The organism is Delftia deserti (assembly GCF_042653485.1).
Classification (GTDB): domain Bacteria; phylum Pseudomonadota; class Gammaproteobacteria; order Burkholderiales; family Burkholderiaceae_C; genus Comamonas; species Comamonas acidovorans.
This window is the reverse complement of record NZ_JBHSIH010000001.1, coordinates 3,530,497-3,556,315: the sequence shown is the minus strand read 5'-3', so window position 1 is coordinate 3,556,315 and position 25,819 is coordinate 3,530,497. Positions and strand designations below refer to the sequence as shown.

Here is a 25,819-nt window from a genome sequence, read left to right as displayed (position 1 = left end):
CAAGGAGACCCTGGCCATGGCAACCCCCCAACCCCCCGTCACCCGCCTGTGCACCCACACCCTCACCAGCCTGCATTACCGCGATGCCGACCTGGTCGAGGACCTGATGGGCAAGAAGACCTTCACCGAGGTGATGCTGATGCAGATCCTGGGCCGCACGCCGCGCCCCGTGGACCTGCGCATCGCCGATGTGGTGCTCATCGTGCTCATGGAGCATGGCCTCACGCCCAGCGCCATCGCCACGCGCCTCATCTACATGAGCGCGCCGGAGAACCTGCAGGGCGCCGTCTCGGCCGGCCTGCTGGCCGTGGGCAGCTCCTTCGTGGGCACCATGGAGAACTGCGCCGCGCTGCTCGACCGCATCGCCGCCGCCGCCGACCCCGAGGCCGAGGCCCGCGCCATCGCCCGGCACCACAAGGCGTTGAAAAGCCCCGTGCCCGGCTTCGGCCACCACCTGCACAAGCCCGTGGACCCGCGCGCCTACAAGCTGCTGGACATGGGCCGCGCCGAACCCGAACTGGCGGGCGGCAGAATCCGCGCGCTCGAAATCCTGTCCGCCGCCGTGGACGCCGCAGCGGGCCGGCCTATCACCATCAATGCCACGGGGGCCGTGGCCGCCCTGCTGGGCGAGATCGGCGTGCCCACGGCCGTGATGCGCGGCTTTGCCGTGATCTCGCGGGCGGCCGGGCTGGTGGCGCATGTGGTGGAGGAGCAGCAAAGCCCGTCGGGCCGGTTCATCTGGGAAACGGTGGAGGAAGCCATCCCCTTCGCGGGGCATGCAGTTTCCGCGAACGCTGCGTGAAGCAATGACCGATGGACCACCGCGCGCCATGCCGCGAGCATGGAGTCCATGCAACACAACCATGGATTGTCCGGCGCCCTCGACGGCCTGCGCGTGGTGGACCTGTCCCGCATCCTGGCGGGACCCTGGTGCACCCAGAACCTTGCCGACCTGGGCGCATCGGTACTCAAGATCGAGCGTCCCGGCACGGGCGACGACACGCGCGCCTGGGGGCCGCCCTTCGTGCAGGCGCCTGGTGGCGAGGCCGTGTCGGCCTACTTCCTGTCCTGCAACCGCGGCAAGCAGTCGGTGGCGCTGGACTTCACCGAGCCGGCCTCGCATGCCTGGCTGCTGCGCCAGATCCGCGATGCCGACGTGCTGGTGGAAAACTACAAGGCCGGCGCGCTGGCGCGCCACGGACTGGACCATGCGGCGCTGGCCGCCATCAACCCCGGGCTGATCTACCTGTCGATCACGGGCTTCGGCCAGAGCGGCCCGTTGGCGCACAAGCCCGGCTACGACTATGTGTTCCAGGGCCTGGGCGGCCTCATGGGCTACACGGGCGTGGCCGATGGCGAGGAGGGCGCGGGCCCGCTGCGCACGGGCGTGGCCGTGGTGGACCTGATGACGGGCATGTATGCCACCAGCGCCGTGCTGGCGGCCGTGGTGCAGCGCCAGCGCACGGGGCGCGGCCAGCACATCGACCTGGCGCTGCTGGACGTGGCCGTGGCCATGAATGCCAACCAGGCGGCCAACTACCTGGTCAGCGGCGAGAACCCGCGCCGCACGGGCAACGCCCATCCCAATTGCGCGCCCTACGAAGTGTTTGCCTGCGAAGACGGGCATTTCATCCTGGCCATCGGCAATGACGGGCAGTTCGCCGCCCTGTGCGCCGTGCTGGGCACGGACTGGCACCTGGACGCGCGCTTTGCCACCAATGCCGCGCGCCTGACCGGCATGCCGCAGCTGCGCCCGCTGCTGCGCGCGGTGCTGGGCCGCTGGCCGCTGCAGGCCCTGACCGATGCGCTGGACACCGCCCAGGTGCCCTGGGGCTGCATCAACACCATGGAACAGGTCTTCGCCCATCCGCAGGTACGGCACCGCCAGATGTTGCAGACGGTGGAGCACCCGCAGCTGGGCACGCTGAAGCTGGTGCGCAACCCCATGGTGCCGGCCGGCAACGGCGCCCAGGTGCCGCCGCCGCCCGTGCTCGGTGCGGCGCCGCAGGACCTCTGAATCCATAGACATCGACAAGCCAAGAAGGAGACAAGGATGACGAAACGCATGAACGCACTGAAGGCCGCCGTGGCAGCCGCCGCGCTGGCGGGGATGCCGCTGGCATATGCAGCAGGGGCAGCGGGGGCGGCAGGGGCAGGAAGCTATCCCGACCGGCCCGTACGCCTGGTCGTGCCCTATGCGGTGGGCGGCGCCACCGATGTGATCGCGCGCGTGGCGGCCCGCTACCTGGGCGAGACGCTGGGCCAGCCCGTGGTGGTGGAAAACCGCCCCGGCGCGGGCGGCAGCACGGGCTCGGCCTATGCGGCCAAGCAGCCGGCCGACGGCTACACCCTGGTGATGATGGTGGAGAGCTCGCATGCCGTGAACCCCAACGTCTACGCCAAGCCCGCGTATGAGCCGGTGAAGGACTTCACCCCCATCACCAACATCGCCAATGTGCCGGGCGTGATGGTGGTCAGCGCAGGCTCGGCCTACAAGAGCGCCAGGGATGTGAGCGACGCGGCGCGCGCCGCGCCGGGCCGGCTCAACTACGGCTCCTCGGGCAATGGCGGGCTCAGCCACCTGAGCGGTGCGCTGTTCGGCAGCACCACGGGCACCACCCTCACCCATGTGCCCTACAAGGGCCTGGGGCCGGCGCTCAACGACCTGATGGCGGGGCAGCTCGATGTGGTGTTCGACAACATGCCGTCCTCGGGCGCGCTGATCGCGGGCGGCCAGCTGCGTGCCCTGGCCGTGTCCAGCCCCGTGCGCCTGCCGGCCCTGCCCGGCGTGCCCACCTATGCCGAGGCCGGTCTCAAGCCCATGAACGACATGTCCTGGTACGGCCTGGGCGCGCCTGCCAGGCTCGATCCCGCCATTCTTGCCAGGCTCAGCGAAGCCATGCGCAAGACCTTGCAAAAGCCCGAGCTGATCAAGACCATAGAGCAGCAGGGCGCCGTCGTGGACTTCCAGGAGCCGGCGCAGTTCAGGCAGACGGTGGAGCGCTCCAACCGCGCCTGGTCCCAGCTGATCCGCGACATCGGATTCGAGAAACTTTGAGGAGATCTGCCGTGCATGCACAAGTGACCTTTCCCACCCCGCAGACCGCCGTGCTCACCATCACGGGCGGCGGGCCGCTGAACATCCTGGGCACGCCCGTGATCCGCGCGCTGACCGCGCAGCTGGCCGAGCTGGCCGAGCGCCCCGATCTGCACTGCCTGGTGCTGCGCGGATCGGGCACGCGCGCCTTCGTGGCGGGGGCCGACATCCGCGAGATGGCGTCGCTCGATGCCGCCTCGGCACGCGCCTTCATCAGCGGGCTGCGCGACCTGTGCAACGCGGTGCGGCATTTCCCCGTGCCCGTGATCGCCAGGCTGCAGGGCCATACGCTGGGCGGCGGGCTGGAGCTGGCCATGGCGGCCGACCTGCGCATCGCGGCCGATGATGCCGTGGTGGGCATGCCCGAGGTCAAGGTCGGCATTCCCTCGGTGATCCACGCGGCCATGATGCCCGCGCAGATCGGCGGCACGCGCGCCAGCTGGCTGCTGCTCACGGGCGAGAACATCGGCGCCCTGCAGGCCGAGCGCTGGGGCCTGCTCAACGAATGCGTGCCCGGCGACCAGCTCGATGCCCGCATCGCGCAGATTGCCGAGGGGCTGGGCGAGATCGGCATCGAGGCGCTGCGCCAGCAAAAGCGCCTGCTGCGCCGCTGGGAGGGCATGGGCGTGGACTCGGCCATCACCGACAGCGTGGCCGAGTTCGGCGCGGCCTTCAACACGGGCGAGCCGCAGCACCACATGAATGCCTTCCTGGAGCGCAAGCAGGCCAAGGCCCAGCCCTGAACCCAGGCCGGGCCTAGGCCTTGTCGGCCAGCCCTTTCAGAAAGCTGCGCAGCCGCTGCGCGGTGGGCGTCAGCGGCCGTTCGCTGGAGCGCACCAGCTGCAGCGGGCGCCGTGCCCAGGTTTCCTCCAGCGGCAGGCAGGCCACCGCATGCGCGGTGCCGAGCCTGCGGTAGATGCTGTGCGGAATGATGGCCAGGCCCACGCCCTGCGAGACCAGCCGCACGATGGAGGTGAAATCGTCCACGTGGATGCGGCAACGCAGCGGCCGGCCATGGCGCTTGGCCAGCTCGCGCAGAAAGGCGTAGTTGCTGCTGGTCAGCGCCATGCCCACGAAGGCATGGGACAGGGTGTCGAAGAAGCGGCAGGAAGGGCCTTCGCCGTCCTCTTGCCTCTCGCCCGGCTGGGGTACCAGCGGATGGCCGGGCGGGGCAATCACCACCAGGCGGTCCAGCGCAAAGGTCTCGCAGGCCACGGCGCCCGCCATGGGCTCGCCCGCGTAGACGCCCAGGTCGGCCTCGCCCTCGGCCACGCTGGCGGCAATCGTCTCGCTGGTCTGCTCGACCAGGGTGAGGTTCACCTCGGGAAAGGCGGTCAGGAATTCGCCGATGTGCGGGCCTATGAAGCCGTGCAGCGAGGAGCTGTTGGCCGCCAGCGTTGCCTTGCCCTGCAGGCTGCTGCCCAGCAGGGCGGCCTCGGCCTCCATGCCGTCGATGGCGGCGAACACGCCGCGCGCATGCTCGAGCATGGCGTGGCCTTCCTCGGTCAGCCGCATGCCCTTGTGCTCGCGCGTGAACAGCTGGCAGCCCAGGGCCTGCTCCAGGTTGCGCAGGCGCTGGCTGGCGGCCGAAGGTGTGAGATGCCGTGCCTGGCTGGCACGCGAGAGATTGCCGGCCTGGGCGATGGCCATGAACAGCTTGAGATCGGTCAGGTCGTAGCGCATGCGGGCGTTTCCCAGGGGGCAAGAGGGCCATTATTCCTGCTGGCGCAGGGCTGCAAAGCCCGTGGCGCGCAGCCTTTGAAGGGCGCTGGGATAATCGCTGCCATGACTAAACACCGCGTCGTGGTGGGCCTGTCGGGCGGTGTGGACTCCGCTGTCACGGCCCATCTCCTCAAGCAACAGGGCCATGAAGTGGTCGGCATCTTCATGAAGAACTGGGAAGATGACGACGACAGCGAATACTGCTCGTCCAATGTCGATTTCGTCGATGCCGCCGCCGTGGCCGACGTGGTCGGCATCGAGATCGAGCATGTGAACTTCGCCTCCGAGTACAAGGACCGTGTCTTCGCCGAGTTCCTGCGCGAGTACCAGGCCGGCCGCACGCCCAACCCCGACGTGCTGTGCAATGCCGAGATCAAGTTCAAGGCCTTCCTGGACCACGCCATGCGCCTGGGCGCCGAGAAGATCGCCACGGGCCACTACGCCCGCGTGCGCCGGAACCCCGACACGCAGCTGTTCGAGCTGCTCAAGGGGCTGGACCCGGCCAAGGACCAGAGCTACTTCCTGCACCGCCTCAACCAGGCCCAGCTGTCCAAGTCCATGTTCCCCGTGGGCGAGCTGAAGAAGACCGAGGTGCGCCGCATTGCCGAGGAGATCGGCCTGCCCAACGCGAAGAAGAAGGACTCCACGGGCATCTGCTTCATCGGCGAGCGGCCGTTCCGCGACTTCCTGAACCGCTACATCAGCAAGGAGCCCGGCAACATCCTCGACGACCGCAACCGCAAGCTGGGCAAGCATGTGGGCCTGTCGTTCTACACGCTGGGCCAGCGCTCGGGCCTGGGCATCGGCGGCATCAAGGAAAAGGGCGCGCCGCGCGGCGGCGGCGACCATGAGCCCTGGTTCGTGGCGCGCAAGGAGCTGGACACCAACACGCTGCGCGTGGTGCAGGGCCATGACCATCCCTGGCTGCTGTCGCAGTCGCTGCTGGCCGACCAGGTCAGCTGGGTGGCCGGCCACGCGCCCGCCGAGGGCAAGGCCTACGGCTCCAAGACGCGCTACCGCCAGCCCGACTCGCCGGCCCTGGTCTCGGGCGCCACGCCCGAGGGCTTCCGGCTGGATTTCCCCGAGCCGCAATGGGCCGTCACGCCCGGCCAGTCGGCCGTGCTCTACGACGGCGACGTGTGCCTGGGCGGCGGCATCATCGCGGCGGTGGATCCGCACTGATGCGGCACTGATGCGGATTGACGCCGTGCAGGATGCGGCCCGGCGCCATTTGCTATCGTCACGGGGGGCGGCACAACCGCCCCTTTTTTCTTGTTTCTTTTCGTTCTTCACGACAGCACCACAGGAGACCCCATGGCTTCATCGATTCTTGCGCGCCGGCATTTTCTGGGAGCGGCCCTGGGCGCCGTGGCCACGGCGGGATGCAACGGCGAGGTGTCTTGGGGCGATCCCATCGATCCGCCCGTGACGGACCGCGTCAGGCGTGCGCTCGATCAACTCGATGGCCAGGTGCGCGCGCAGATGCGGCGCACGGGCGTGCCCGGCGTGGCCGTGGCGGTGGTGCATGAGGGGCGCCTGGTCCATGCCCAGGGCATGGGCGTGCGCAGGCTGGGCTCGTCGCTGGCCGTGGATGCGGACACGGTGTTCCAGCTGGCCTCGGTCTCCAAGTCCGTGGGCGCCACCGTGGTGGCGCAGCAGGTGGGCCAGCGCCGCGTGTCCTGGGACACGCGCGTGCAGCAGGGCCTGCCCTGGTGGACGCTGGAGGACGCCGATGCCGCCCAGCGCGTCACCGTGGGCGACATGTATGCCCACCGCTCGGGCCTGCCCGGCCAGGCCGGCGATGCGCTGGAGGAGCTGGGCTACAGCCAGCGCCAGATTCTGGAGCGCCTGCGCTACCTGCCGCTGCGGCCCCTGGGCACCCAGTACGCCTACAGCAACTTCGGCCTGACCACGGGCGCCGAGGCGGTGGCCGCCATCGCAGGCCAGTCCTGGGCGGCGCTGTCGCAGCAGGCCGTCTACGGCCCGCTGGGCATGACGCAGACCAGCTCGCTGTTTGCCGATTTCGAGGCGCGCGCCAACCGCGCGGCCGGCCACCTGCGCGTCAACGGCGTGTGGCAGGCGGGGCCGGTGCGCCGGCCCGATGCGCAGTCGGCTGCGGGCGGCGTCAGCTCCACGGTGCGCGACATGGCGCGCTGGATGACCATGCTGCTGGACGAGGGTCGCTTCGAGGGCCGCCAGGTGGTCGATGCGCAGGCGCTGCGCACGGCGCTGTCGCCGCAGATGCTGCAGTCGCCGGCCGGCAATGGCGAGCCTGCGCGCTACTACGGCTTCGGCTTCAACGTGGGCGTGTCCGAGGCGGGGCGCACCACCTACAGCCACTCGGGCGCCTTCGGCACGGGCAGCGCGACCAGCTTCACCGTCATGCCCGAGCTCAAGCTGGGCATCGTGGTGCTGACCAACGGCATGCCCATCGGCGTGCCCGAGATCGTGGTCTCGCAGTTTCTGGACCAGGTCGAATGGGGCCGCCAGCGCCAGGACTGGGAGAGCATCTGGACCAAGCGGCTGGCACCCATCATGCAGCCCCATGGCGAGCTGGCGGGCAAGACCCGGCCCCCTTTCCCCCGTCCGCCCCGGCCGCTGGGCGCCTATGTGGGCAGCTACGCCAACCGCTTCTACGGACCGGCCCAGGTCGGCCTGCAGTCCGGTGGCGCGGGGCTGCAGGTCAGCCTGGGCTCGCAGCGCATGCTGCTCAGCCACTGGGATGGCGAGGTCTTCAGCTTCGTGCCCGAGGGCGATTCGCCGGGCAGCCTGTCCAAGGCCACGTTCGATGGCAGCCAGCTCACGCTGGAGTATTTCGACGATGTGCTGACACCGGCCGGCGTCAGCGCGGGGATGGGGCGCTTTTCCCGCTGAGGTTGTCCTGCCCCGTGCCGTCGTGCAGGGGATCGCCGGGCACGGGCAGCCAGGCAGCCAGCATGGTGGCGCCAGGCTCCGAATCCATGTCCAGGTGGCCGCCCAGGCGCAGCAGGCGCGCCTGCATGCTGCGCAGGCCCACGCCCATGCCGGCCTGCTGCACGGCAGCCACGTCAAAGCCTGCGCCGTCGTCGGTGATGCGCAGCATCAGCCAATGCGGGTCGGGCCACTGCATCTGCACCTGTACGCACTGCGCGCGGCTGTGCTTGATCACATTGGCCAGCGCTTCCTCCAGCACGCGCGTCAGCGCCAGGCACTGCAGCGCACCGGGCGGCTGCGGCCAGGCGGCAGGCACCTGCCAGTCGGACTGCATGTCCAGCTCGTCGAACAGGCTGGCAAAGCGGTGGCGCAGCGGCGCAATCCAGGCCTGGGGCGTGTCCGGCACGGTGACGGAGACGCTGGTGCCGCTGTCGATCATCTGGCGCAGGTCGTCGCGCAGCAGCTTGAGCATGGACAGGAACTGGCGGTTGTGCATGGGGCCGCCCGCCTGCTCCACCATGGCGATGGAGCGCACCAGGGAGCCGCCCAGGCTGTCGTGCAGGTCGTGCGCCAGCTGCATCCGCTCCTGCAGCCGCGAGTGGCTGAGCGCCAGCGCATGCTCGCGCGCCAGCGTGCCGCCGAGCTCGTCGCAGGCACGCGCCACGCTGTCGGTCAGCTCCTGGTTGAACTGCTCGATGCGGCGCATGCCGAGCATGAACTGCCGGCCCAGCACCATGGACAGGGCCAGCATGGTCAGCGGCGCGGTATAGGGCATCCAGGGCATGGCGGGGCCGATCACCTTCTTGAGCGCCAGCATGTCGTGCAGGCCCGCGCACAGGAAGACCAGCAGGCAGGCCGCGTAGACCAGGTGGCCCGGCTCGCGCGTGCGCCAGGCGTGCAGCGGAAAGTGCAGCGACACGGCCACGCAGATGCCGAAGTACACCAGGCCGATGTGCAGCACGCCGTCCACCAGCCACCAGGGCGCGAAGATGGCGGCGGCCATGCCGGCCAGCGTCAGCGCCCACAGCAGCTTTTCCAGCCGGGGCAGGTGCAGCCTGCCGAAGCGCCAGGTGAACAGGCAAAAGCTCTGGCCGAACAGCAGAAAGACCAGCAGGTTGCCGCGTGCCACGGCCAGGGTGTCGGGAAAGGGCCAGGCCTCGGTGGCCAGGATATTGGCCAGGAACAGCGCCCAGCAGAAGGCGTTGAGCGCATACCAGCCAAAGGCCTTGCTGGCGCGCCGCTGCAGCCAGGCAAAGGCGAACAGCACGCCCAGCACCAGCGAGACCACGATGTTCATGGCAAACAGCGTGCGATGGTTCCACCAGGTCTGCTCGTGCCACTGGCGCAGCGCCTCGGGCTCGCCCAGGCGCACCTCGCCCAGGCCCGGCGTCTGCTCGGCCAGGCCGTGCACGCGGATCCACACGCTGTTGGTGCCCGCATGCAGGGCGGATTCGGGCAGCAGCCAAAAGCGCGGCAGGTTCCAGCTGCGCGACAGGGGCTCGACCAGGTTCCGGTCGCGCCACAGCAGGTCGCCGTTCACGAAGACCTCGCCGGCCATGACCATGGAGTGCAGGGCCAGCGCCACGGGATCGGCGGCGGCGGGAGCGGTAGCAGAAGCGGCAGGGGGGTGAGCGCAGCCGCGCTGCCAGTCGATGCGGTACCAGACGGCGCCGCTGTAGCCGGGCCAGCGGTCCAGCCAGTGGTCGGGCAGGGTCACGTTGTGCCAGTCGCGTACCGCGCTGGCGATGGGCGGCGGTCCCTGGCCTGCGGCCTTGGCGGACTGGATGGACAGGATCTGCGGCAGGCAGGCCTGGGCCAAGGCGCAGGTACTGCACAGGAGGACCGCCAGGCCCAGGGCGAAGTGCCGCACCAGGCAGCACCACCGGCGCCCCCAGCCCATGGCCGTCAGCCCAGCAATCCGCGCACGCGTGCCGTGTTGACGGCGCGCGTGCGCGAGGACACGGCCAGCTTGCGGTAGATGTGCTTGATGTGGCATTCCACCGTGTAGCGCGACAGGTGCAGCTGCTCGGCGATCTCGCGGTTGGTCAGGCCATCGGCCACCAGGCGCAGGATCTGGCTTTCGCGCGCGCTCAGCGTGGACTCGGTGCCGGTGCTCTCCGGCGTGGCGGGTGCCGGGCCCTGCAGCTCGGCGATCACGCGGCGCGCGATGAAGGGGTCGATGGGCGCACCGCCGCGCAGCACGCTGCGGATGGACAGCGAGACTTCCAGGTCGTCGCGTTCCTTGAGCACATAGCCGGTGGCGCCCGCGCGCAGCGCCGAGAGGATGGCATCCTCCGTGCTCCAGGCCGAGATCACCAGGATGCCCACGGCCGGGTCTGCGCTGCGCATCTCGGCGATCAGGTCGATGCCGCTGCCGTCGGGCAGGCCCAGGTCCACCAGGGCCAGGGCCACGGGCTCGGCCAGGCAGGCGCGGGCCTGGGCCAGGGAGCCGGCGAACAGCAGGGCATCGGGCGTGTAGCCCAGCTGGCCCAGCACGGACTGCAGCCGCTGGCGGATCAGCGGCTCGTCCTCCACCACCAGCACCGGGGCCGGAAGCGTGGACTCTGGGACAAGCAGGTGGGCGGGCATGGAAAAGGCGTGCGCAGCGGCGGGCGTAAAAAGGGGCAGGATGGCCGCCCGACTGTGGGCGAAGCCCGCATCTTTGCATATCCCTGAAAACTGGTAATCGCGGGGGCGCGTGCCGCTGCGCCGTCCATAATTCCGGCCCGGGCCGCACGGGCGGACCCTGGCAACGACACCTACCGAAAGGACGCCGCCGCATGGCACGCGTACGTGACCCTGCTGGCTACGATGGCCAGCGTGAAATGATCCTCTCCCACGCCGCCCAGCTGTTCGCGCAGCGCGGCTATGCGGGCACCTCCATGAACGAGGTGGCTGCGGCCTGCGGCGTCTCCAAGGCCACGCTCTACCACTATGTGATCGACAAGCACGACCTGGCCGTGCGCATTGCCGAAGAGCATGTGCTGCGCCTCGAAGCCCTGGTCAACGACACCCTGCAGGCCCATGCCGATCCCGAGCAGCGCCTGCATGCGCTGATCCGCGGCTTCGGCCAGGAGTACGCCCAGGCCCAGAATGCCCACCGCGTGCTGACCGAGGACGTGCGCTTCCTGCGCGAGGAAGACCAGCAGCGCATCCTGGACGTGGAGCGCCGCGTGGTCGCCGCCTTTGCGCAGACCATTGCCCAGGTGCGCGGCGAGCCCGCCGACAGCGCCCTGGGCAAGCCCCTGGCCATGCTGCTGTTCGGCATGATCAACTGGACCTTCACCTGGCTCAAGCCGGGCGGCACGCTGGACCATGACGCCATAGGCACCATGGTGTCCCAGCTGTTCTTCGGCGGCGTGCGCGCGGTCAGCGTGCCGGACGGCAAGAAGCCGCGCAAGGCCCGCCAGGCCTAGGCTCGGACCGGCCCCTCACCACCTGCGCTGCACGACCACGAAGCGGTCGGCCACGAAGGCCAGCGTGGTGTAGCTGGCATTGGCCGCGGGATTGCCGCCCGTGGCGTGGAAGTCCGAGAAGCCTGCCGACTGGTTGACCATCACGCCCTGCGTGAGGTTGATGGACAGGGCCACGCGCGAGCGCAGCGCCGAGGCCGCCACGGCATCGACGAAGGCCGCATTCGTGGAATACACGCCCAGCGTCATCGCGCCATGCGCACGCACGCTGCGCTCGGCCAGCTCGCGCGCGCCCTGGGCCGAGGGCACGGCCACCAGGTAGGAGACGGGGCCGAAGCATTCGCGCTCGTAGATGGCGGCGTCCGCCACGTCCAGCGCGCGCAGCGCGGGCGTGCGCACCTCGGCCTGCGGGTACTCGGGATGGGTGAGCTTTTGCGAGGCGCGCACGGCGCGGCCCACGGTGGCGGCCTGTTCCACGCGCTCCACGGTCTGCGCAGAGCCTATGGCGCCCAGCACGGTGAAGGCCACCTTGGGATCGGCCAGCAACTGGTCGATGGCGGCGGCCAGATCGGCGCCGACCTGCTCGAAGCTCTTGTGGCCCTGGTCAGTCTCTATGCCGCCGGCCGGAATCAGCAGGTTCTGCGTGGTGGTGCACATCTGGCCGCTGTACAGCGACAGTGACAGGGCCAGATTGCGCAGCATGCCTGCGTAGGCATCGGTGGACTCGATCACCACCAGGTTCACGCCGGCCATCTCGGCATACAGGCGTGCCTGCGGCGCATGCGCCTGCAGCCACTGGCCGAAGGCATTGCCGCCCGTGAAGTCGATGGATGCCACGGCCGCGTGCGTGGCCAGGGCCTGGGTCAATTCGGGCTTGTCGCTCACGGCCAGGGTCACGAGGTTGGGGTCCAGGCCCTGCTCGGTCAGCACATCGCGCAGCACGCTCACGGTGAGCGCGGCCGGCAGCACGGCGTTGGGGTGGGGCTTGACGATCACGGGATTGCCCGTGGCCAGCGCGGCGAACAGGCCCGGGTAGGTGTTCCAGGTCGGGAAGGTGGCGCAGCCGATGACCAGGGCCACGCCACGCCCCACGATCTCGAAGCGCTTGTGCAGCACGGCGGGCGCATGCTTGCCCTGGGGCTTTTCCCAGACGGCCTCGGCAGGCACGTCGGCCATGGCCTTCCAGGCCACGGCAATGGCTTCCAGGGCGCGGTCCTGGGCATGGGGGCCGCCGGCCTGGAAGGCCATCATCGCGCCCTGGCCCGTGGTCAGCATCACCGCATGCGCGATCTCGAAGCTGCGCTGGTGGATGCGCGTCAGCGCCTCCAGCAGCACGCCGGTGCGGCCCTGGGGTCCCAGCGCCTGCCATGCGGGCTCGGCCGCCTGGGCGGCATCCACCAGCGCCTGGGCATCGCACTCGGGGTAGCGGATTTCCAGGGCCACGCCATAGGGCGATTGCTCGGTGGCCACGCGGGCGGTTTCGCCGGGCTGGCGCAGCGGATAGTCCTTGCCGAACAGCGCCTGCACGGCGGTGTGGCCCTGGGCCTGGGCGGTCTCGCCATACACCTTGGGCGAGGGCGCCTCGGGGAAGGGCGACCAGTGGCCCCGGCGGGACAGGGCTTGCAGGGCGTCGTCCAGCAGGGGGCGGTGGCGTTCGTAGAGGGCGTGGGCGGGCATGGGATGTCTCCTGGGTTGGAATGTGGCGTCGCTATCAGGGTTAGTACCGGACAACAAGCCTTGTTGCTCAAGAAAGCTGCATCTTATAATCCTACCGTCCGGTCGGTCAATTATTCTGAACCCCTTGCCTCACGACGCCAGAACCCGATGAACAAAGACCTGCGCCCCGCCCCCGGCGACCTCGACCCCCTCGAAACCGCCAGCCGCGACGAGATCGCCTCGCTGCAGCTGCAGCGCCTGCGCTGGTCGCTGCAGCACGCCTACGACAACGTGCCCCACTACCGCCGCGCCTTCGACGAGAAGGGCGTGCATCCGTCCGATCTGCGCACGCTGTCCGACCTGGCCCGTTTTCCCTTCACCACCAAGAAGGACCTGCGCGAGAACTACCCGTTCGGCATGTTCGCCGTGCCGCGCCAGAAGGTGGCGCGCGTGCATGCCTCCTCGGGCACCACAGGCAAGCCCACGGTCGTGGGCTACACGTTGAATGACATCGACAACTGGGCGAACCTGGTGGCGCGCTCCATCCGCGCGGCGGGCGGGCGGCCCGGCGACATGGTGCATGTGGCCTATGGCTACGGCCTGTTCACGGGCGGCCTGGGTGCGCACTACGGTGCCGAGCGCGCCGGCTGCACCGTGGTGCCCATGTCGGGCGGGCAGACCGAAAAGCAGGTGCAGCTGATCCAGGACTTCCGGCCCGACATCATCATGGTCACGCCCAGCTACATGCAGGTGATCGTGGAGGAGATGCAGCGCCAGGGGATGGACCCGCGCGCAAGCTCCTTGAAGATCGGCATCTTCGGCGCCGAGCCCTGGACCGAGGCCATGCGCCGCGAGATCGAGGGCAAGGCGGGGCTGGACGCCGTGGACATCTACGGCCTGTCGGAGGTCATGGGCCCGGGCGTGGCCAGCGAATGCGTGGAGAGCAAGGACGGGCCGGTGATCTGGGAGGACCATTTCTACCCGGAGATCATCGACCCGGACACGGGCGAGGTGCTGCCCGACGGCAGCGAGGGCGAGCTGGTCTTCACGTCGCTGTCCAAGGAAGCCATGCCCATCATTCGTTACCGCACGCGGGATTTGACGCGGCTGCTGGCGCCGACTTCGCGCAGCTTCCGGCGCATGGGCAAGATCGTGGGGCGCAGCGACGACATGATGATCATCCGCGGCGTCAACGTCTTTCCGACCCAGATCGAGGAAATCGTGCTGGCCAATGCCAGCCTCACGGGCCTGTACCAGATGCACATCAGCCGTGAAGGCCTGCTGGACACCGTCGAGGTGCACTGCGAGCTGCAGCCGCAGCGGCGCGGCCTGGGCGATGCCGAGCGCGGCGAGATCGCGCAGTGGGTGCAGCAGCGCATCAAGACCCTGGTGGGCATTTCCACGGCGGTGCGCGTCTTCGATCCCGACACCATCGAGCGCACGCAGACCGGCAAGGCCCGGCGCGTGTACGACAAGCGGCCGCGTTGAGGCACCGCCGGCCGTCGTCAACCATTTCATTGAAGGAGATCGCACATGTATACCCAGGCCATGGACACCATGGGCAAGGAAGCGGGCGATGGCGGCAAGGCCGTGCGCTCGGCCGACGAAATGCGCCTGCAGCAGCGCTTTGACGAGCGCATCGATGCCGGCGAATTCATCGAGGCCAAGGACTGGATGCCCGATAACTACCGCAAGACGCTGCTGCGCCAGATCAGCCAGCATGCGCACAGCGAGATCGTCGGCATGCTGCCCGAGGGCAACTGGATCAGCCGCGCGCCCACGCTCAAGCGCAAGGCCATCCTGCTGGCCAAGGTGCAGGACGAGGGCGGCCATGGCCTGTACCTCTACGCCGCCGCCGAGACCCTGGGCAGCAGCCGCGACCAGATGCTGCACGCGCTGCACACGGGCAAGGCCAAGTACAGCTCCATCTTCAACTACCCCACGCTGACCTGGGCCGACATGGGCACCATCGGCTGGCTGGTGGACGGCGCGGCCATCATGAACCAGGTGCCCATCTGCCGCTGCTCCTATGCGCCCTACGCGCGCGCCATGGTGCGCATCTGCCGCGAGGAGAGCTTTCACCAGCGCCAGGGCTACGAGGCGCTGCTGACCATGATGCAGCAGGGCACCGAGGCGCAGAAGGCCATGGTGCAGGACGCCGTCAACCGCTGGTGGTGGCCGTCCATCATGATGTTCGGCCCGCCCGACGACCAGTCGCCCAACAGCGCGCAGTCCATGCGCTGGGGCATCAAGCGCATCTCCAACGACGCGCTGCGCCAGAAGTTCATCGACGCCACGGTGGACCAGGCCAAGGTGCTGGGCGTCACCCTGCCCGACCCCGACCTGAAATGGAACGAGGCGCGCCAGGCCCATGACCACGGCCCCATCGACTGGGACGAGTTCTGGCGCGTGATCGCCGGAGACGGACCCTGCAACCGCGAGCGCCTGGGCGCCCGCGTCAAGGCCTGGGACGAAGGCGCCTGGGTGCGCGAGGCCGCCCTGGCCCATGCCCGCAAGCAGACACAGAGAAACCAGACCCGCAAGGAGGCCGCATGACCGCCGTCGAACAGAACATCACCAACGAATGGCCGCTGTGGGAAGTCTTCGTCCGCAGCAAGGCCGGCCTGGACCACAAGCACTGCGGCAGCCTGCATGCGGCCGACCCGCAGATGGCGCTGCAGATGGCGCGCGACGTCTACACGCGGCGCCAGGAGGGCGTGAGCGTCTGGGTGGTGCGCTCGGACCAGATCGTGGCCAGCGACCCCGGCGACAAGGACATGTTCTTCGACCCGGCCCAGGACAAGGTCTACCGCCACCCGACCTTCTACCAGCTGCCGCCCTCGGTGGACCACATGTGAGCGGGGAGCTGCCATGAACGCCTCCGCCTCCTCCATCTCCATCGACGCCCGCCCCGAGGTGCAGTACCTGCTGCGCCTGGGCGATACCTGCCTGATCCTGGCCCAGCGCCTGGGCCAGTGGTGCGGCCACGCGCCCATCCTCGAAGAGGACATCGCCATGACCAACATGGCGCTGGACCTGGTCGGCCAGGCGCGCGCGCTGCTGACCCGCGCCGGCCAGCTCGAAGGCCGCGCGCACGACGAGGACCAGTTGGCCTTTCTGCGCGACGAGCGCGACTACTTCAACGCCACGCTGGCCGAGCTGCCGCGCGGCGACTTCGCCTTCACCGTGCTGCGCAACGCCATGGCCGCCACCTGGCTGCGCCTGATGTGGGAGCGGCTGGTGCACTCCAGCGACGCCGAGCTGGCCGCCATCGCCGCCAAGGCACTCAAGGAGGCGCGCTACCACGAGCAGCACGCGGGCGACTGGGTGGTGCGCCTGGGCGACGGCACCGAGGAATCGCGCCAGCGCATGGAGGCGGCGCTGGCCCAGCTGTGGCGCTATGCGGCCGAACTGTTCACCGACGACGCCACGGACGCCGCCGCGCGCGCCAGCGGCCTGGGCCCGTCCTGGTCCGAGCTGCGCGAGCCCTGGCAGGCCGAGATGGCCGCCCTGCTGCAGGAGGCCACGCTGGACATGCCGGCCGAATCCGCCTTCCGCAGCACGGGCCGCAACGGCGTGCACAGCGAGCACATGGGCTTCATCCTGGCCGAGATGCAGCACCTGCAGCGCGCCTATCCGGGCGGGGTGTGGTGATGGCTGCCGCACGGCTTGTGGCCGTCACATCCGCCTCGGCCGAGCGCGAGCGCCTGGCCTGGGCCGCGCTGCAGGACGTGCCCGATCCCGAGGTGCCCGTGATCTCGGTCTGCGAGCTGGGCATCGTGCGCGAGGTCCATGCCCTGCCCGAAGGCCAGGGCATGGAGATCGTGCTCACGCCCACCTACTCGGGCTGCCCCGCCACCGAGGTCATCGAGCGCAGCGTGCTCGACGCCATCGAGGCCGCAGGCCTGGGCCCCGCGCGCGCCGTGCTGCGCCGCGCCCCGGCCTGGACCACGGACTGGATCAGCGACGACGGCCGGCGCAAGCTGCGCGAATACGGCATCGCGCCGCCCGGGCGCTGCGGCGACGCCGGCCTGCCGGAGGGCACTTCGCCCATCCGCCTGGTGCGCCGCCGCCAGGGCATTGCCGTGCCCGAGCCCGTTGCCTGCCCGCACTGCGGCAGCGTGCACACCGAACGGCTGTCGGCCTTCGGCGCCACGGCCTGCAAGGCCCTGCACCGCTGCCTGGACTGCCGCGAACCCTTCGAACACTTCAAGCCGATATGACCACGACCACGATGTTCCACCCGCTGCGCGTGCGCAGCATTGCGCCCGACACGGCCGAGGCCGTGGTCGTCTCCTTCGACGTGCCGCCCGCGCTGCGCGAGGTCTTCGGCTTCACCCAGGGCCAGTACCTCACCCTGCGCCACCAGATCGACGGCCAGGACCTGCGCCGCAGCTACTCCATCTGCGCGGGCGTGGATGACGGCGAGCTGCGCGTGGGCGTGCGCAAGGTGCGCGGCGGCCAGTTCTCCAACTGGATCAACGAGCATCTGCGCCCCGGCGACACGCTGCAGGTCATGGCGCCCCAGGGCCGCTTCTTCGTGCCCATCGAGCCCGGGGCCGCGCGCCACCATGTGGGCATCGCCGGCGGCAGCGGCATCACGCCCATCCTGTCCATCATGAAGACCGTGCTGGCGCGCGAGCCCGCCAGTCGCTTCACGCTGATCTACGGCAACCGCCAGCTGCAGTCCACCATGTTCAAGGAGGAGATCGAGGACCTCAAGAACCGCTACATGTCGCGGCTGTCACTGCAGCATGTGTTCTCGGACGAACACACCGACCTGCCGCTGAACATGGGCGTGATGGACCGCGCCAAGATCGCCGAATTCCTGCAGGGCGTGGTGCCGGCCGCGCACATCGACCATGTCTACATCTGCGGACCCTTCCAGATGAACGACGAGGCCGAGGCCGCCCTGCTGGCCGCCGGCGTGGCCGAGGAGCGCATCCACATCGAGCGCTTCGGCGTGGCCCTGCCGGCCGCAGGCCAGGGCACGGTGGGCGCCGTGGTGCACGAGGCCCAGCCCGGCGACGCCGCCACCGCCCGCATCACCCTGGTGCGCGACGGCCTCTCGCGCGAGATCCCCTTCACGCGCGGCCAGGCCAGCATCCTGGACGCGGCCTCCTCGGCCGGGCTGGAAGTGCCTTATTCCTGCACCTCGGGCGTCTGCGGCACCTGCCGCGCCAAGGTGGTCGAGGGCGAGGTGCGCATGGAGCGCAACTTCGCCCTCGACAAGAACGAGGTCGCCTGCGGCTTCGTGCTGACCTGCCAGGCGCATCCGCTGACCGAGCGCGTGGTGCTGTCGTTCGATGAGCGGTGAGGGCCGTCCCGCCCGGTGATGGCCGCGGGCCTACTCGATGCCGATATCCAGCCGCGACACCAGTGCCCGGCCGTGCTCGTTCAGGCCCGTCACCTCGACCGTGCTGCCGTGCTTGCGCAGGCGCTGGCAGACCTTGTCCAGCGCATTGACGGCCGTGATGTCCCAGAAATGGGCGTCGGTCAGCTCGATGCGCACCGGCCGGCCTTCGATGTCCCGCACATCGAAGGAATCGACCAGCAGGTCGGCCGAGGCGAAGAAGACCTGGCCCGAGACGCGGTAGGTCAGGCCCGCATCGTCCTGCGTCTTCTCGACGGACAGCAGCCTTGAGACCTTGAAGGTGAAGAACACCCCGCTGAGCAGCACGCCGACGCCCACGCCGGCGGCCAGGTTGTCCGTGGCCACGGTGACCACCACGGTGGCCAGCATCACGGCGCTGGACAGCTTGGGATGCCTGAGCAGGGCGCGCGCCGAGCCCCAGTCCAGCGTGGAGGCCGACACCATCACCATGATGGCCACCAGCGCCGCCACCGGCACCTGCGACACCCAGGGCTTGAGCAGCACCATCAGGATCAGCAGGAAGGCGCCCGCGAACAGCGTGGACAGCCGGCCCCGGCCGCCGTAGCGCACATTGCCCACGGTCTGGCCGATCATGGCGCAGCCGGCAATGCCGCCGAACAGGCTGGCCGCGATGTTGGCCACGCCGATGCCGCTGCACTCGCGGTTCTTGGAGCTGGGCGTGTCCGTGAGTTCATCGACCACGCTGGCCGTCATCATGGACTCCAGCAATCCCACCATGGCGATCGCCAGCGCGGGCAGGGCGATCAGGCGCAGCGTCTGCAGCGACCACGGCACCTGCGGCAGCCCGAAGCCAGGCAGGCCGTCCGGCAGCAGGCCCAGGTCGGCGACCGTCTTCAGGGGCAGGTCCAGCCAATGCGCCGCCACCGTCAGCACCACGATGCAGACCAGGGGCGAGGGCACGGCCGTGGTCAGCCGGGGCAGGCCGTAGATGATCAGCAGGCCGGCGCCCACCATGGCCCAGGTGGCGGCATTGGCGCCGATCAGGTGCGGCATCTGGGCCGAGAAGATCAGGATGGCCAGCGCATTGACGAAGCCCGTGCGCACCGAGCCCGACACATAGCGCATCAGCACGCCCAGGCGCAGCACGCCGAACAGGATCTGCACGGCTCCCGCAAGAATGCCGGCCGCAAAAAGGTACTGCACGCCATGCGCATGCACCAGCGGAGCGGCCACCAGGGCGACCGAGCCCGCTGCCGCCGACACCATGGCCGGGCGCGCGCCCGTGAAGGCGATGACGATGCTGATGATGAAGGAGGCGAACAGCCCGACGGCGGGATCGACCCCGGCCACGAAGGAGAAGGCGATGACCTCGGGGATCAGCGCAAAGGTGGCCACGGCGCCGGCCATGAGCTCGCGCGGAATGCTGGGCGCCCACTCGGCGCGAAAGGGATGGGGATGCTTCGACATGGAAATGGCCGGCCCCGCCGCGCTGCGTTTGACAGGGCGGGGCAGGATTTTGTAGACGGGAATGAACATGCCGGGCGTCGGGAGATGCCCGAAACCTGGCGGCTTTTGCTGTTCGACCGTGCTACGGCGGCGCCAGGCGGGTGCAGCCCGAGCGCCGGCTCTGCGAGCCGCGCGCGATGCGGGCCAGCGTGAAGCTGTGAAGGCGTGCGGCATCGCGGCTGCGCGCATGGCGAGCCCCTGGTTGACGGTGCCGGTGGACTGACATCACGGCCGCGATTGTACGGGGCGGTGCTGCCCATCGCGGGACAGGCACCTGGCCGCAATCAGTCGTAGTGCGCCATGGTGGCGCGGTAGCGCACAGGGCCTTGCTCGGCCGATGAGGCCTGCACCACTTCCACGTAGACGACTTCGCCCGAAGCCGCCGCGTACCTGGCATGGCGAACGCGCCGCCCCATGCCGTAGGAGGGGCCGGGCGTTTCGTCGTCCGCAGTCCGGGAATAGCCTTTGCCGAGCAGGTAGGCATCGAAGGCGTGCGTGGCGGGGCCAATGCTTGCGAACTCCACGTCATAGGACACCAGGCCGTGTGGCGGCTTGCTGCCGTCGCCCACGGTGCCGAAGTACTCCGCCTTGCCCAGCGCGCCCACCAGCGGCGCATGGCGCACCAGGGACGAGATGCCTATGTAGTAGGTGAAGCTGCCGGGCTCGGGCGTGTAGTCCTCCTGCGAGATCAGGCAGAGGGCTGCAGCCAGCCAGCCGAACACGGCCAGCGGCAGGCACAGGACAAGACTCCACAACAGGGTTCTGGCACGCGGCAGGGGCATGGGATTTGTCGTCGGGCGCCTGGAAAAACAAAACCCGCTTTCCGGGGAAAGCGGGTCTGGATGCTCAGGAACCTTGATGGTCCGGATCAGAACGGAATGTCGTCATCCATGTCGTCAAAGCCCGAGGCCGCGCGCTGGGGCGGGGGGGCCATGGGCGCAGGAGCGGGGCGCTGGGCAGGGGCCTGGCGCGGTGCGGGCGCCGCCATGGGGGCAGGGGCCGGACGGCGCTGCTGCTGCTGGGGAGGGGCGTCGTAGCCGCTGTCGCCGTAGCCTTCATCGCCGTAGCCGCCGCCTTGCTGGCCACCGCCGCCGCCCTGGCGGCTGCCCAGCATCTGCATGCTGTCGGCGCGGATTTCGGTGGCGTAGCGTTCCTGGCCGGAGGCCTGGTCGGTCCACTTGCGGGTGCGCAGGCTGCCTTCGACATAGACCTGGCTGCCCTTGCGCAGGTACTGGCCCACGATTTCGGCCAGGCGGCCGTTGAAGACCACGCGGTGCCACTCGGTGGCTTCCTTGTTCTCGCCGGTGTTCTTGTCGCGCCAGCGGTCGGTGGTGGCGATGGTCACGTTGGCCACCTGATCGCCACTCGGGAAGGTGCGCATTTCGGGGTCGCGTCCGAGGTTGCCGACGATGATGACCTTGTTGACGGATGCCATGAGTGAAATACCTTTACATAGGGAAGTGGCCCGGGCATAGAGGGATGGATCCCGGGCCAGACGCGCCATTGTGCCGCAAGCCGTCCGCCGATGGCAGGGGGCGGATATCCGGGCGCGCCTGCCGGCTGCCCCGGCTTGTAACCGTCTGAAAACCCGCCGTTCAGCCGTGGCGGCCGACGGGGCGCAGCGGCCAGGTGACGACCAGCCACAGCACGGCCAGGACGCTCGTCAGGGTGAACAGGCCCGGCATGCCGGCCCATTTGGCGACGGCGCCGCCCAGGGCGCCGCCTGCGAACAGGCCCAGCGATTGCAGCGTGTTATAGGCGCCCAGCGCCGCGCCGCGCAGCGGAGCCGGGGCCATGCGCGATACCAGGCTGGGCTGGGTGGCCTCCAGCGCGTTGAAGCCGCAGAAGAACACGAACATCAGCAAGGCCATGGCCCACAGCGGCGGCTGCGCGCCGCCCGCCGCCAGCAGGCCCAGGCCGATCTGCACGAGGGTGATCAGGGCGATGGCGCCCAGCAGGGCCGCCCGCAGGCGCCCGCGCCGCTCCATGGCGAACAGGCCGCCCATGGCGGCGAAGGACAGCACCACGGCCGGCAGGTAGACATGCCAGTGCGCCTGCTTGTCCAGCCCCGCCTGCACCAGCATGGCGGGCACGGCCACCCACATGGACATCTGCACGGTGTGCAGCACGAAGACGCCCAGGTTCAGCCGCACCAGGTCGCCATGGCGCCACAGCTCGGCCATGCGGCCGCGCGGCTGGTCGGCGTGGCGCGCGGGTTCGGGCGGGACGACCCAGAGCACGACGGCAATGCCCGCCAGCGCCAGGGCGCAGGTCAGGCCGAAGATGCCGGGCAGCCCGCCCCAGGCCGCCAGCAGGGGGCTGAGCACCAGGGCCAGCGCGAACATGAGTCCGATGCTGCCGCCCACCATGGCCATGGCCTTGGTGCGCACGCTGTCGCGCGTGAGGTCGGCCAGCAGCGCGGTCACGGCGGCCGAGACAGCGCCCGCGCCCTGCAGGCCCCGGCCCCACATCAGGCCCGGCAGCGAGTCGGCCGTGGCCGCCAGCAGGCTGCCCGCGGCAAAGACCAGCAGCCCGGCGACGATGACGCGCTTGCGCCCGAATCGGTCCGAAGCCAGGCCCAGCGGCAGCTGGAACACGGCCTGGGTGAGCCCGTACAGGCCCATGGCCAGGCCGATCATGGCCGGATCGTCGCCGCCCGGGTACTTGCGGGCCTCCAGCGCGAACACCGGCAGCACCAGGAACAGGCCCAGCATGCGCAGCGCAAAGATCAGCGCCAGGCTGGCGCTGGATCGGCGTTCCTGCGAGGTCATGCGGCCCGATGCGGGCGAGGAGGGGGCTGGCGCCTGGGCGCCGTGGACGGGTGTGGGGGAATCGAGCACGGGGTGCACTGTTGTGGGGGCAAGGAATCCGCCATTCTCGCCCATAGGCCAGCGCTGCGGGGTGGCTGGGTTATGCAGGGCAGTGCAAGACAGTTTTGTGAATGGGCACCGCAGCAGGCCCTGCCGCCCCGCAGACCGAGCCGCCATGCGGTGGCGCGGGTTCTGACCTATCATGGCGGGTTCGCCTTCGCAGGGGTTTTCCCGATGCCTGGTTCCCACACAATTTCCGAAGACGGCGGCCTGGACCGGGCCGCCGACTCCCGCTCCCAGCCCGACGGCCGCTACCTTGGCCAGGCGCTGGCGCAAGGCCTGACGCAAACGCGCATCGCCATCCGAGGTGCGCGCACGCACAACCTCAAGAACATCGACCTGGACATTCCGCGCAACCGGCTGGTGGTGATCACCGGGCTGTCGGGCTCGGGCAAGTCCAGCCTGGCCTTCGACACGCTGTATGCCGAGGGCCAGCGCCGCTATGTGGAGAGCCTGTCGGCCTATGCACGCCAGTTCCTGGGGCGGCTGGACAAGCCCGATGTGGACCTGATCGAGGGCCTGTCGCCCGCCATCAGCATCGAGCAGAAGGCCACCAGCCACAACCCGCGCTCCACCGTGGGCACGGTGACCGAGATCAACGACTACTTGCGCCTGCTGTTCGCACGCGCCGGCACGCCCTACTGCCCCGACCACAACCTGCCGCTGCAGTCCCAGACCATCAGCCAGATGGTGGATGCGGCCCTGGCCCTGCCCGAGGACACGCGCCTCATGGTGCTGGGGCCGCTGGCGCGCAACAAGAAGGGCGAGTTCGCCGAGCTGTTCGCGCAGATGCAGGCCCAGGGCTATGTGCGCTTTCGCATCGACGGCAAGATCCACGAGTCCCACTCCCTGCCCGCGCTGGAGAAGAACGAGCGCCACGACATCGACGTGGTGATCGACCGCCTCAAGGTGCGTGCCGACGCCCAGCAGCGCCTGGCCGAGAGCTTCGAGGCCGCCCTGCGCGCGGGTGGCGCCGATGCCGGCGGCCGCGTGATCGCGCTGGAGATGGACAGCGGCAAGGAACACCTCTTCAGCGCCAAGTTCGCCTGCCCGCTGTGCAGCTATTCGCTGCCCGAGCTGGAGCCGCGCCTGTTCTCGTTCAACTCGCCCATGGGCGCCTGCCCGGGCTGCGACGGCCTGGGCTGCACGGAGTCCTTCGACCCCGAGCGCGTGGTCGCCTTCCCCACGCTGAGCCTGGCCAGCGGCGCCGTCAAGGGCTGGGACCGGCGCAACGGCTACTACTTCTCCATGCTGGAGAGCGTGGCGCGCCACTACGGCACCGATGTGGAGCTGCCCTTCGAGGAGCTGCCCGAGAAGGTGCGCCATGTGGTGCTATGGGGCTCGGGCGAGGAGGAAATGCCCTTCAGCTACGTCTTCGACAGCGGCGCGCGCAAGGGCGAGTCCATGGTCAAGAGCCATCCCTTCGAGGGCATCATTCCCAACATCACGCGGCGCTGGCGCGAGACCGAGTCCAGCGTGGTGCGCGATGATCTGGCGCGGCTGCGCAGCGTCACCGTCTGCCCCGACTGCGGCGGCACGCGGCTGCGCCGCGAGGCGCGCTTCGTGCGCATCGGCGAGGGCGAGCAGGCCCGCGCCATCTACGAGGTGGGCCACGCCACGCTGGCCGAGGCCCATGCCTGGTGCGCGGCCCTGCAGCTGTCGGGCGCCAAGGCCGAGATCGCGGGCAAGGTGGTGCGCGAGATCGCCTCGCGCCTGCTGTTCCTCAACGACGTGGGCCTGAGCTACCTGAGCCTGGAGCGCGGCGCGGACACCCTGTCCGGCGGCGAGGCCCAGCGCATCCGCCTGGCCAGCCAGATCGGCAGCGGCCTGACGGGCGTGATGTATGTGCTGGACGAGCCCAGCATCGGCCTGCACCAGCGCGACAACGACAAGCTCATCGGCACGCTGCAGCACCTGCGCGACATCGGCAACAGCGTCATCGTGGTCGAGCACGACGAGGACATGATGCGCGCGGCCGACCAGATCATCGACCTGGGGCCGGGCGCGGGCGTGCATGGCGGCCGCGTCATGGCCCAGGGCAGCTACGAAGAGGTGCGCGCCAACCCCGATTCACCCACGGGCCGCTACCTGGCGGGCACCCAGCGCATCGAAGTGCCCGCGCGGCGCACGCCCTGGCAACCCGTGCTGGAGGCAACGGCCGAGGGCGAGGCCCGGCCAGCGGCCAAGGGCTTCCCGTCCCGCTCCCAGCAGCCCCCGGCCAATCCCGACAACGCAACCGCCCCCGGCGCGCCGCAACTGCAGGCCCTGCGCGTGGTGGGTGCGCGCGGCCACAACCTCAAGGGCGTGACGGCGGACTTTCCCGTGGGCCTGCTGACCTGCGTGACCGGCGTCTCGGGCTCGGGCAAGAGCACCCTGGTCAACGACACGCTCTACACCGAGGCCGCGCGCCAGATCCACCGTGCCGGCGGCGAGGCCGCGCCGCACGACGACATCATCGGCATGGGCCATTTCGACAAGGTCATCAATGTGGACCAGTCGCCCATAGGCCGCACGCCGCGCAGCAATCCGGCCACCTATACGGGACTGTTCACGCCCATCCGCGACCTGATGGCCGAGACCAACACCGCCAAGGAGCGCGGCTACGGCCCCGGGCGCTTCTCGTTCAACGTGGCCGGCGGCCGCTGCGAGGCCTGCCAGGGCGACGGCGTGGTCAAGGTGGAGATGCACTTCCTGCCCGATGTCTACGTGCCCTGCGACATCTGCAACGGCCAGCGCTACAACCGCGAGACGCTGGAGGTGCAGTGGAAGGGCCGCAACATCTCCCAGATCCTGGAGATGACGGTGGAGGACGCCCATGCCTTCTTCAAGGACGTGCCCACCATCGCCCGCAAGCTGCAGACCCTGCTGGACGTGGGCCTGTCCTATATCCGGCTGGGCCAGAGCGCGACCACGCTGTCGGGCGGCGAGGCGCAGCGCGTCAAGCTGGCCCAGGAACTGTCCAAGCGCGACACGGGGCGCACGCTCTACATCCTGGACGAGCCCACCACGGGCCTGCACTTCGCCGACATCGCCCTGCTGCTCAAGGTGCTGCAGCAGCTGCGCGATGCGGGCAACACCATCGTCGTCATCGAGCACAACCTGGACGTGATCAAGACGGCCGACTGGATCATCGACATGGGCCCCGAAGGCGGCTCGGGCGGCGGCCAGGTGGTGGCCACGGGCACGCCCGAGGACGTGGCGGCCAACCCGGCCAGCCACACGGGGCGCTATCTGCGGCCCTATCTGGAGGCAGCGGCGGCTCCCGCGCAGGCCAAGCCAGGCCGCAAGAACGCAAAGTGAGGCCGGC

22 protein-coding genes are annotated in these 25,819 nt (G+C 69.7%); 14 read left to right on the top strand and 8 right to left on the bottom strand.

Translation table 11 applies throughout. From position 1 onward, the window contains the following. Window positions 1-16: 16 nt before the first annotated feature. Genes ACFPFG_RS17160 through ACFPFG_RS17145 form a run of 4 tightly spaced genes read left to right on the top strand, consistent with a single transcriptional unit; the run spans window position 17 to window position 3,840 of the window. A complete protein-coding gene (locus tag ACFPFG_RS17160) occupies window positions 17-802 on the top strand; it encodes a citryl-CoA lyase (RefSeq protein ID WP_380107542.1) in 786 nt (261 codons plus the stop codon). 48 nt (window positions 803-850) lie between these two features. Continuing rightward, window positions 851-2,017, top strand: coding sequence for a CaiB/BaiF CoA transferase family protein (locus ACFPFG_RS17155; RefSeq protein ID WP_380107540.1), 1,167 nt, complete (start codon window positions 851-853; stop codon window positions 2,015-2,017). A gap of 36 nt (window positions 2,018-2,053) precedes the next feature. Then, complete coding sequence (locus tag ACFPFG_RS17150; RefSeq protein ID WP_183020776.1) at window positions 2,054-3,058, top strand: Bug family tripartite tricarboxylate transporter substrate binding protein; 1,005 nt, start codon at window positions 2,054-2,056, stop codon at window positions 3,056-3,058. An 11-nt stretch (window positions 3,059-3,069) separates the two neighbouring features. Beyond that, the gene (locus ACFPFG_RS17145) at window positions 3,070-3,840 is read left to right on the top strand and encodes an enoyl-CoA hydratase (RefSeq protein WP_183020777.1); all 771 of its coding nucleotides are present in this window, start codon (window positions 3,070-3,072) and stop codon (window positions 3,838-3,840) included. A 13-nt stretch (window positions 3,841-3,853) separates the two neighbouring features. On the opposite strand, the gene ACFPFG_RS17140 is transcribed toward ACFPFG_RS17145, so the two are convergent. Then, complete coding sequence (locus ACFPFG_RS17140; RefSeq protein WP_043825124.1) at window positions 3,854-4,780, bottom strand: LysR substrate-binding domain-containing protein; 927 nt, start codon at window positions 4,778-4,780, stop codon at window positions 3,854-3,856. A gap of 102 nt (window positions 4,781-4,882) precedes the next feature. Here ACFPFG_RS17140 and mnmA point away from each other — a divergent pair, with 102 nt between their 5' ends. Both mnmA and ACFPFG_RS17130 read left to right on the top strand, forming a co-directional pair. Next, window positions 4,883-6,001, top strand: a complete 1,119-nt coding sequence (gene mnmA, locus ACFPFG_RS17135; protein ID WP_197954031.1) for a tRNA 2-thiouridine(34) synthase MnmA — start codon at window positions 4,883-4,885, stop codon at window positions 5,999-6,001. A gap of 132 nt (window positions 6,002-6,133) precedes the next feature. Continuing rightward, complete coding sequence (locus tag ACFPFG_RS17130; RefSeq protein WP_183020780.1) at window positions 6,134-7,693, top strand: serine hydrolase; 1,560 nt, start codon at window positions 6,134-6,136, stop codon at window positions 7,691-7,693. On the opposite strand, the gene ACFPFG_RS17125 is transcribed toward ACFPFG_RS17130, so the two are convergent. Together ACFPFG_RS17125 and ACFPFG_RS17120 are read right to left on the bottom strand one after the other, a co-directional pair. Continuing rightward, the gene (locus tag ACFPFG_RS17125) at window positions 7,662-9,632 is read right to left on the bottom strand and encodes a sensor histidine kinase (protein WP_380107536.1); all 1,971 of its coding nucleotides are present in this window, start codon (window positions 9,630-9,632) and stop codon (window positions 7,662-7,664) included. The genes ACFPFG_RS17130 and ACFPFG_RS17125 overlap by 32 nt on opposite strands. A gap of 5 nt (window positions 9,633-9,637) precedes the next feature. Then, entirely contained in the window at window positions 9,638-10,321 is a 684-nt protein-coding gene (locus ACFPFG_RS17120; RefSeq protein WP_197954025.1) for a LuxR C-terminal-related transcriptional regulator, read from the bottom strand. Window positions 10,322-10,512: 191 nt separating this feature from the next. Here ACFPFG_RS17120 and ACFPFG_RS17115 point away from each other — a divergent pair, with 191 nt between their 5' ends. Continuing rightward, the gene (locus tag ACFPFG_RS17115; protein WP_034389704.1) at window positions 10,513-11,148 is read left to right on the top strand and encodes a TetR/AcrR family transcriptional regulator; all 636 of its coding nucleotides are present in this window, start codon (window positions 10,513-10,515) and stop codon (window positions 11,146-11,148) included. A 15-nt stretch (window positions 11,149-11,163) separates the two neighbouring features. On the opposite strand, the gene paaN is transcribed toward ACFPFG_RS17115, so the two are convergent. After that, window positions 11,164-12,822, bottom strand: a complete 1,659-nt coding sequence (gene paaN, locus ACFPFG_RS17110) for a phenylacetic acid degradation protein PaaN (protein WP_380107533.1) — start codon at window positions 12,820-12,822, stop codon at window positions 11,164-11,166. Between the two features lie 147 nt (window positions 12,823-12,969). Here paaN and paaK point away from each other — a divergent pair, with 147 nt between their 5' ends. Genes paaK through paaE form a run of 6 tightly spaced genes read left to right on the top strand, consistent with a single transcriptional unit; the run spans window position 12,970 to window position 18,118 of the window. Then, window positions 12,970-14,289, top strand: a complete 1,320-nt coding sequence (gene paaK, locus ACFPFG_RS17105; protein ID WP_380107531.1) for a phenylacetate--CoA ligase PaaK — start codon at window positions 12,970-12,972, stop codon at window positions 14,287-14,289. Between the two features lie 45 nt (window positions 14,290-14,334). Next, window positions 14,335-15,357, top strand: coding sequence for a 1,2-phenylacetyl-CoA epoxidase subunit PaaA (gene paaA, locus ACFPFG_RS17100; protein WP_012202742.1), 1,023 nt, complete (start codon window positions 14,335-14,337; stop codon window positions 15,355-15,357). Then, a complete protein-coding gene (gene paaB / locus ACFPFG_RS17095; protein WP_012202743.1) occupies window positions 15,354-15,659 on the top strand; it encodes a 1,2-phenylacetyl-CoA epoxidase subunit PaaB in 306 nt (101 codons plus the stop codon). The genes paaA and paaB overlap by 4 nt, the downstream gene beginning before the upstream one ends. Window positions 15,660-15,672: 13 nt before the next feature. Beyond that, window positions 15,673-16,455, top strand: coding sequence for a 1,2-phenylacetyl-CoA epoxidase subunit PaaC (gene paaC / locus ACFPFG_RS17090; RefSeq protein ID WP_183017827.1), 783 nt, complete (start codon window positions 15,673-15,675; stop codon window positions 16,453-16,455). Then, complete coding sequence (paaD, locus tag ACFPFG_RS17085; RefSeq protein ID WP_047218903.1) at window positions 16,455-17,024, top strand: 1,2-phenylacetyl-CoA epoxidase subunit PaaD; 570 nt, start codon at window positions 16,455-16,457, stop codon at window positions 17,022-17,024. The genes paaC and paaD overlap by 1 nt, the downstream gene beginning before the upstream one ends. Next, complete coding sequence (gene paaE, locus ACFPFG_RS17080; RefSeq protein WP_065347704.1) at window positions 17,021-18,118, top strand: 1,2-phenylacetyl-CoA epoxidase subunit PaaE; 1,098 nt, start codon at window positions 17,021-17,023, stop codon at window positions 18,116-18,118. The genes paaD and paaE overlap by 4 nt, the downstream gene beginning before the upstream one ends. Before the next feature lie 30 nt (window positions 18,119-18,148). Here paaE and ACFPFG_RS17075 read toward each other — a convergent pair whose 3' ends face one another. From ACFPFG_RS17075 to ACFPFG_RS17060, 4 genes are all read right to left on the bottom strand, one after another. Next, window positions 18,149-19,603 carry a SulP family inorganic anion transporter gene (locus tag ACFPFG_RS17075; protein ID WP_380107527.1) on the bottom strand — a complete coding sequence of 485 codons (1,455 nt, stop codon included), beginning with the start codon at window positions 19,601-19,603 and terminating at the stop codon, window positions 18,149-18,151. A 323-nt stretch (window positions 19,604-19,926) separates the two neighbouring features. Next, on the bottom strand, window positions 19,927-20,424 hold the full coding sequence (locus ACFPFG_RS17070) for a hypothetical protein (protein WP_312378212.1): 498 nt from the start codon (window positions 20,422-20,424) through the stop codon (window positions 19,927-19,929). Between the two features lie 86 nt (window positions 20,425-20,510). Next, entirely contained in the window at window positions 20,511-21,077 is a 567-nt protein-coding gene (gene ssb, locus ACFPFG_RS17065) for a single-stranded DNA-binding protein (protein ID WP_012202749.1), read from the bottom strand. 160 nt (window positions 21,078-21,237) lie between these two features. Continuing rightward, a complete protein-coding gene (locus ACFPFG_RS17060) occupies window positions 21,238-22,413 on the bottom strand; it encodes an MFS transporter (RefSeq protein WP_183021375.1) in 1,176 nt (391 codons plus the stop codon). A gap of 273 nt (window positions 22,414-22,686) precedes the next feature. Here ACFPFG_RS17060 and uvrA point away from each other — a divergent pair, with 273 nt between their 5' ends. Next, on the top strand, window positions 22,687-25,812 hold the full coding sequence (gene uvrA / locus ACFPFG_RS17055) for an excinuclease ABC subunit UvrA (RefSeq protein ID WP_183021316.1): 3,126 nt from the start codon (window positions 22,687-22,689) through the stop codon (window positions 25,810-25,812). Window positions 25,813-25,819 lie beyond the last annotated feature (7 nt).

Bases quoted from the DNA above. Each gene is read 5' to 3' on its own strand.
- ACFPFG_RS17160 (WP_380107542.1), top strand. From the start codon at position 17: ATGGCAACCCCCCAACCCCCCGTCACCCGCCTGTGCACCCACACCCTC.
- ACFPFG_RS17155 (WP_380107540.1), top strand. From the start codon at position 851: ATGCAACACAACCATGGATTGTCCGGCGCCCTCGACGGCCTGCGCGTG.
- ACFPFG_RS17150 (WP_183020776.1), top strand. From the start codon at position 2,054: ATGACGAAACGCATGAACGCACTGAAGGCCGCCGTGGCAGCCGCCGCG.
- ACFPFG_RS17140 (WP_043825124.1), bottom strand. From the start codon at position 4,780: ATGCGCTACGACCTGACCGATCTCAAGCTGTTCATGGCCATCGCCCAG.
- mnmA (WP_197954031.1), top strand. From the start codon at position 4,883: ATGACTAAACACCGCGTCGTGGTGGGCCTGTCGGGCGGTGTGGACTCC.
- ACFPFG_RS17130 (WP_183020780.1), top strand. From the start codon at position 6,134: ATGGCTTCATCGATTCTTGCGCGCCGGCATTTTCTGGGAGCGGCCCTG.
- ACFPFG_RS17125 (WP_380107536.1), bottom strand. From the start codon at position 9,632: ATGGGCTGGGGGCGCCGGTGGTGCTGCCTGGTGCGGCACTTCGCCCTG.
- ACFPFG_RS17120 (WP_197954025.1), bottom strand. From the start codon at position 10,321: ATGCCCGCCCACCTGCTTGTCCCAGAGTCCACGCTTCCGGCCCCGGTG.
- ACFPFG_RS17115 (WP_034389704.1), top strand. From the start codon at position 10,513: ATGGCACGCGTACGTGACCCTGCTGGCTACGATGGCCAGCGTGAAATG.
- paaN (WP_380107533.1), bottom strand. From the start codon at position 12,822: ATGCCCGCCCACGCCCTCTACGAACGCCACCGCCCCCTGCTGGACGAC.
- paaK (WP_380107531.1), top strand. From the start codon at position 12,970: ATGAACAAAGACCTGCGCCCCGCCCCCGGCGACCTCGACCCCCTCGAA.
- paaA (WP_012202742.1), top strand. From the start codon at position 14,335: ATGTATACCCAGGCCATGGACACCATGGGCAAGGAAGCGGGCGATGGC.
- paaB (WP_012202743.1), top strand. From the start codon at position 15,354: ATGACCGCCGTCGAACAGAACATCACCAACGAATGGCCGCTGTGGGAA.
- paaC (WP_183017827.1), top strand. From the start codon at position 15,673: ATGAACGCCTCCGCCTCCTCCATCTCCATCGACGCCCGCCCCGAGGTG.
- paaD (WP_047218903.1), top strand. From the start codon at position 16,455: ATGGCTGCCGCACGGCTTGTGGCCGTCACATCCGCCTCGGCCGAGCGC.
- paaE (WP_065347704.1), top strand. From the start codon at position 17,021: ATGACCACGACCACGATGTTCCACCCGCTGCGCGTGCGCAGCATTGCG.
- ACFPFG_RS17075 (WP_380107527.1), bottom strand. From the start codon at position 19,603: ATGTCGAAGCATCCCCATCCCTTTCGCGCCGAGTGGGCGCCCAGCATT.
- ACFPFG_RS17070 (WP_312378212.1), bottom strand. From the start codon at position 20,424: ATGCCCCTGCCGCGTGCCAGAACCCTGTTGTGGAGTCTTGTCCTGTGC.
- ssb (WP_012202749.1), bottom strand. From the start codon at position 21,077: ATGGCATCCGTCAACAAGGTCATCATCGTCGGCAACCTCGGACGCGAC.
- ACFPFG_RS17060 (WP_183021375.1), bottom strand. From the start codon at position 22,413: ATGACCTCGCAGGAACGCCGATCCAGCGCCAGCCTGGCGCTGATCTTT.
- uvrA (WP_183021316.1), top strand. From the start codon at position 22,687: ATGCCTGGTTCCCACACAATTTCCGAAGACGGCGGCCTGGACCGGGCC.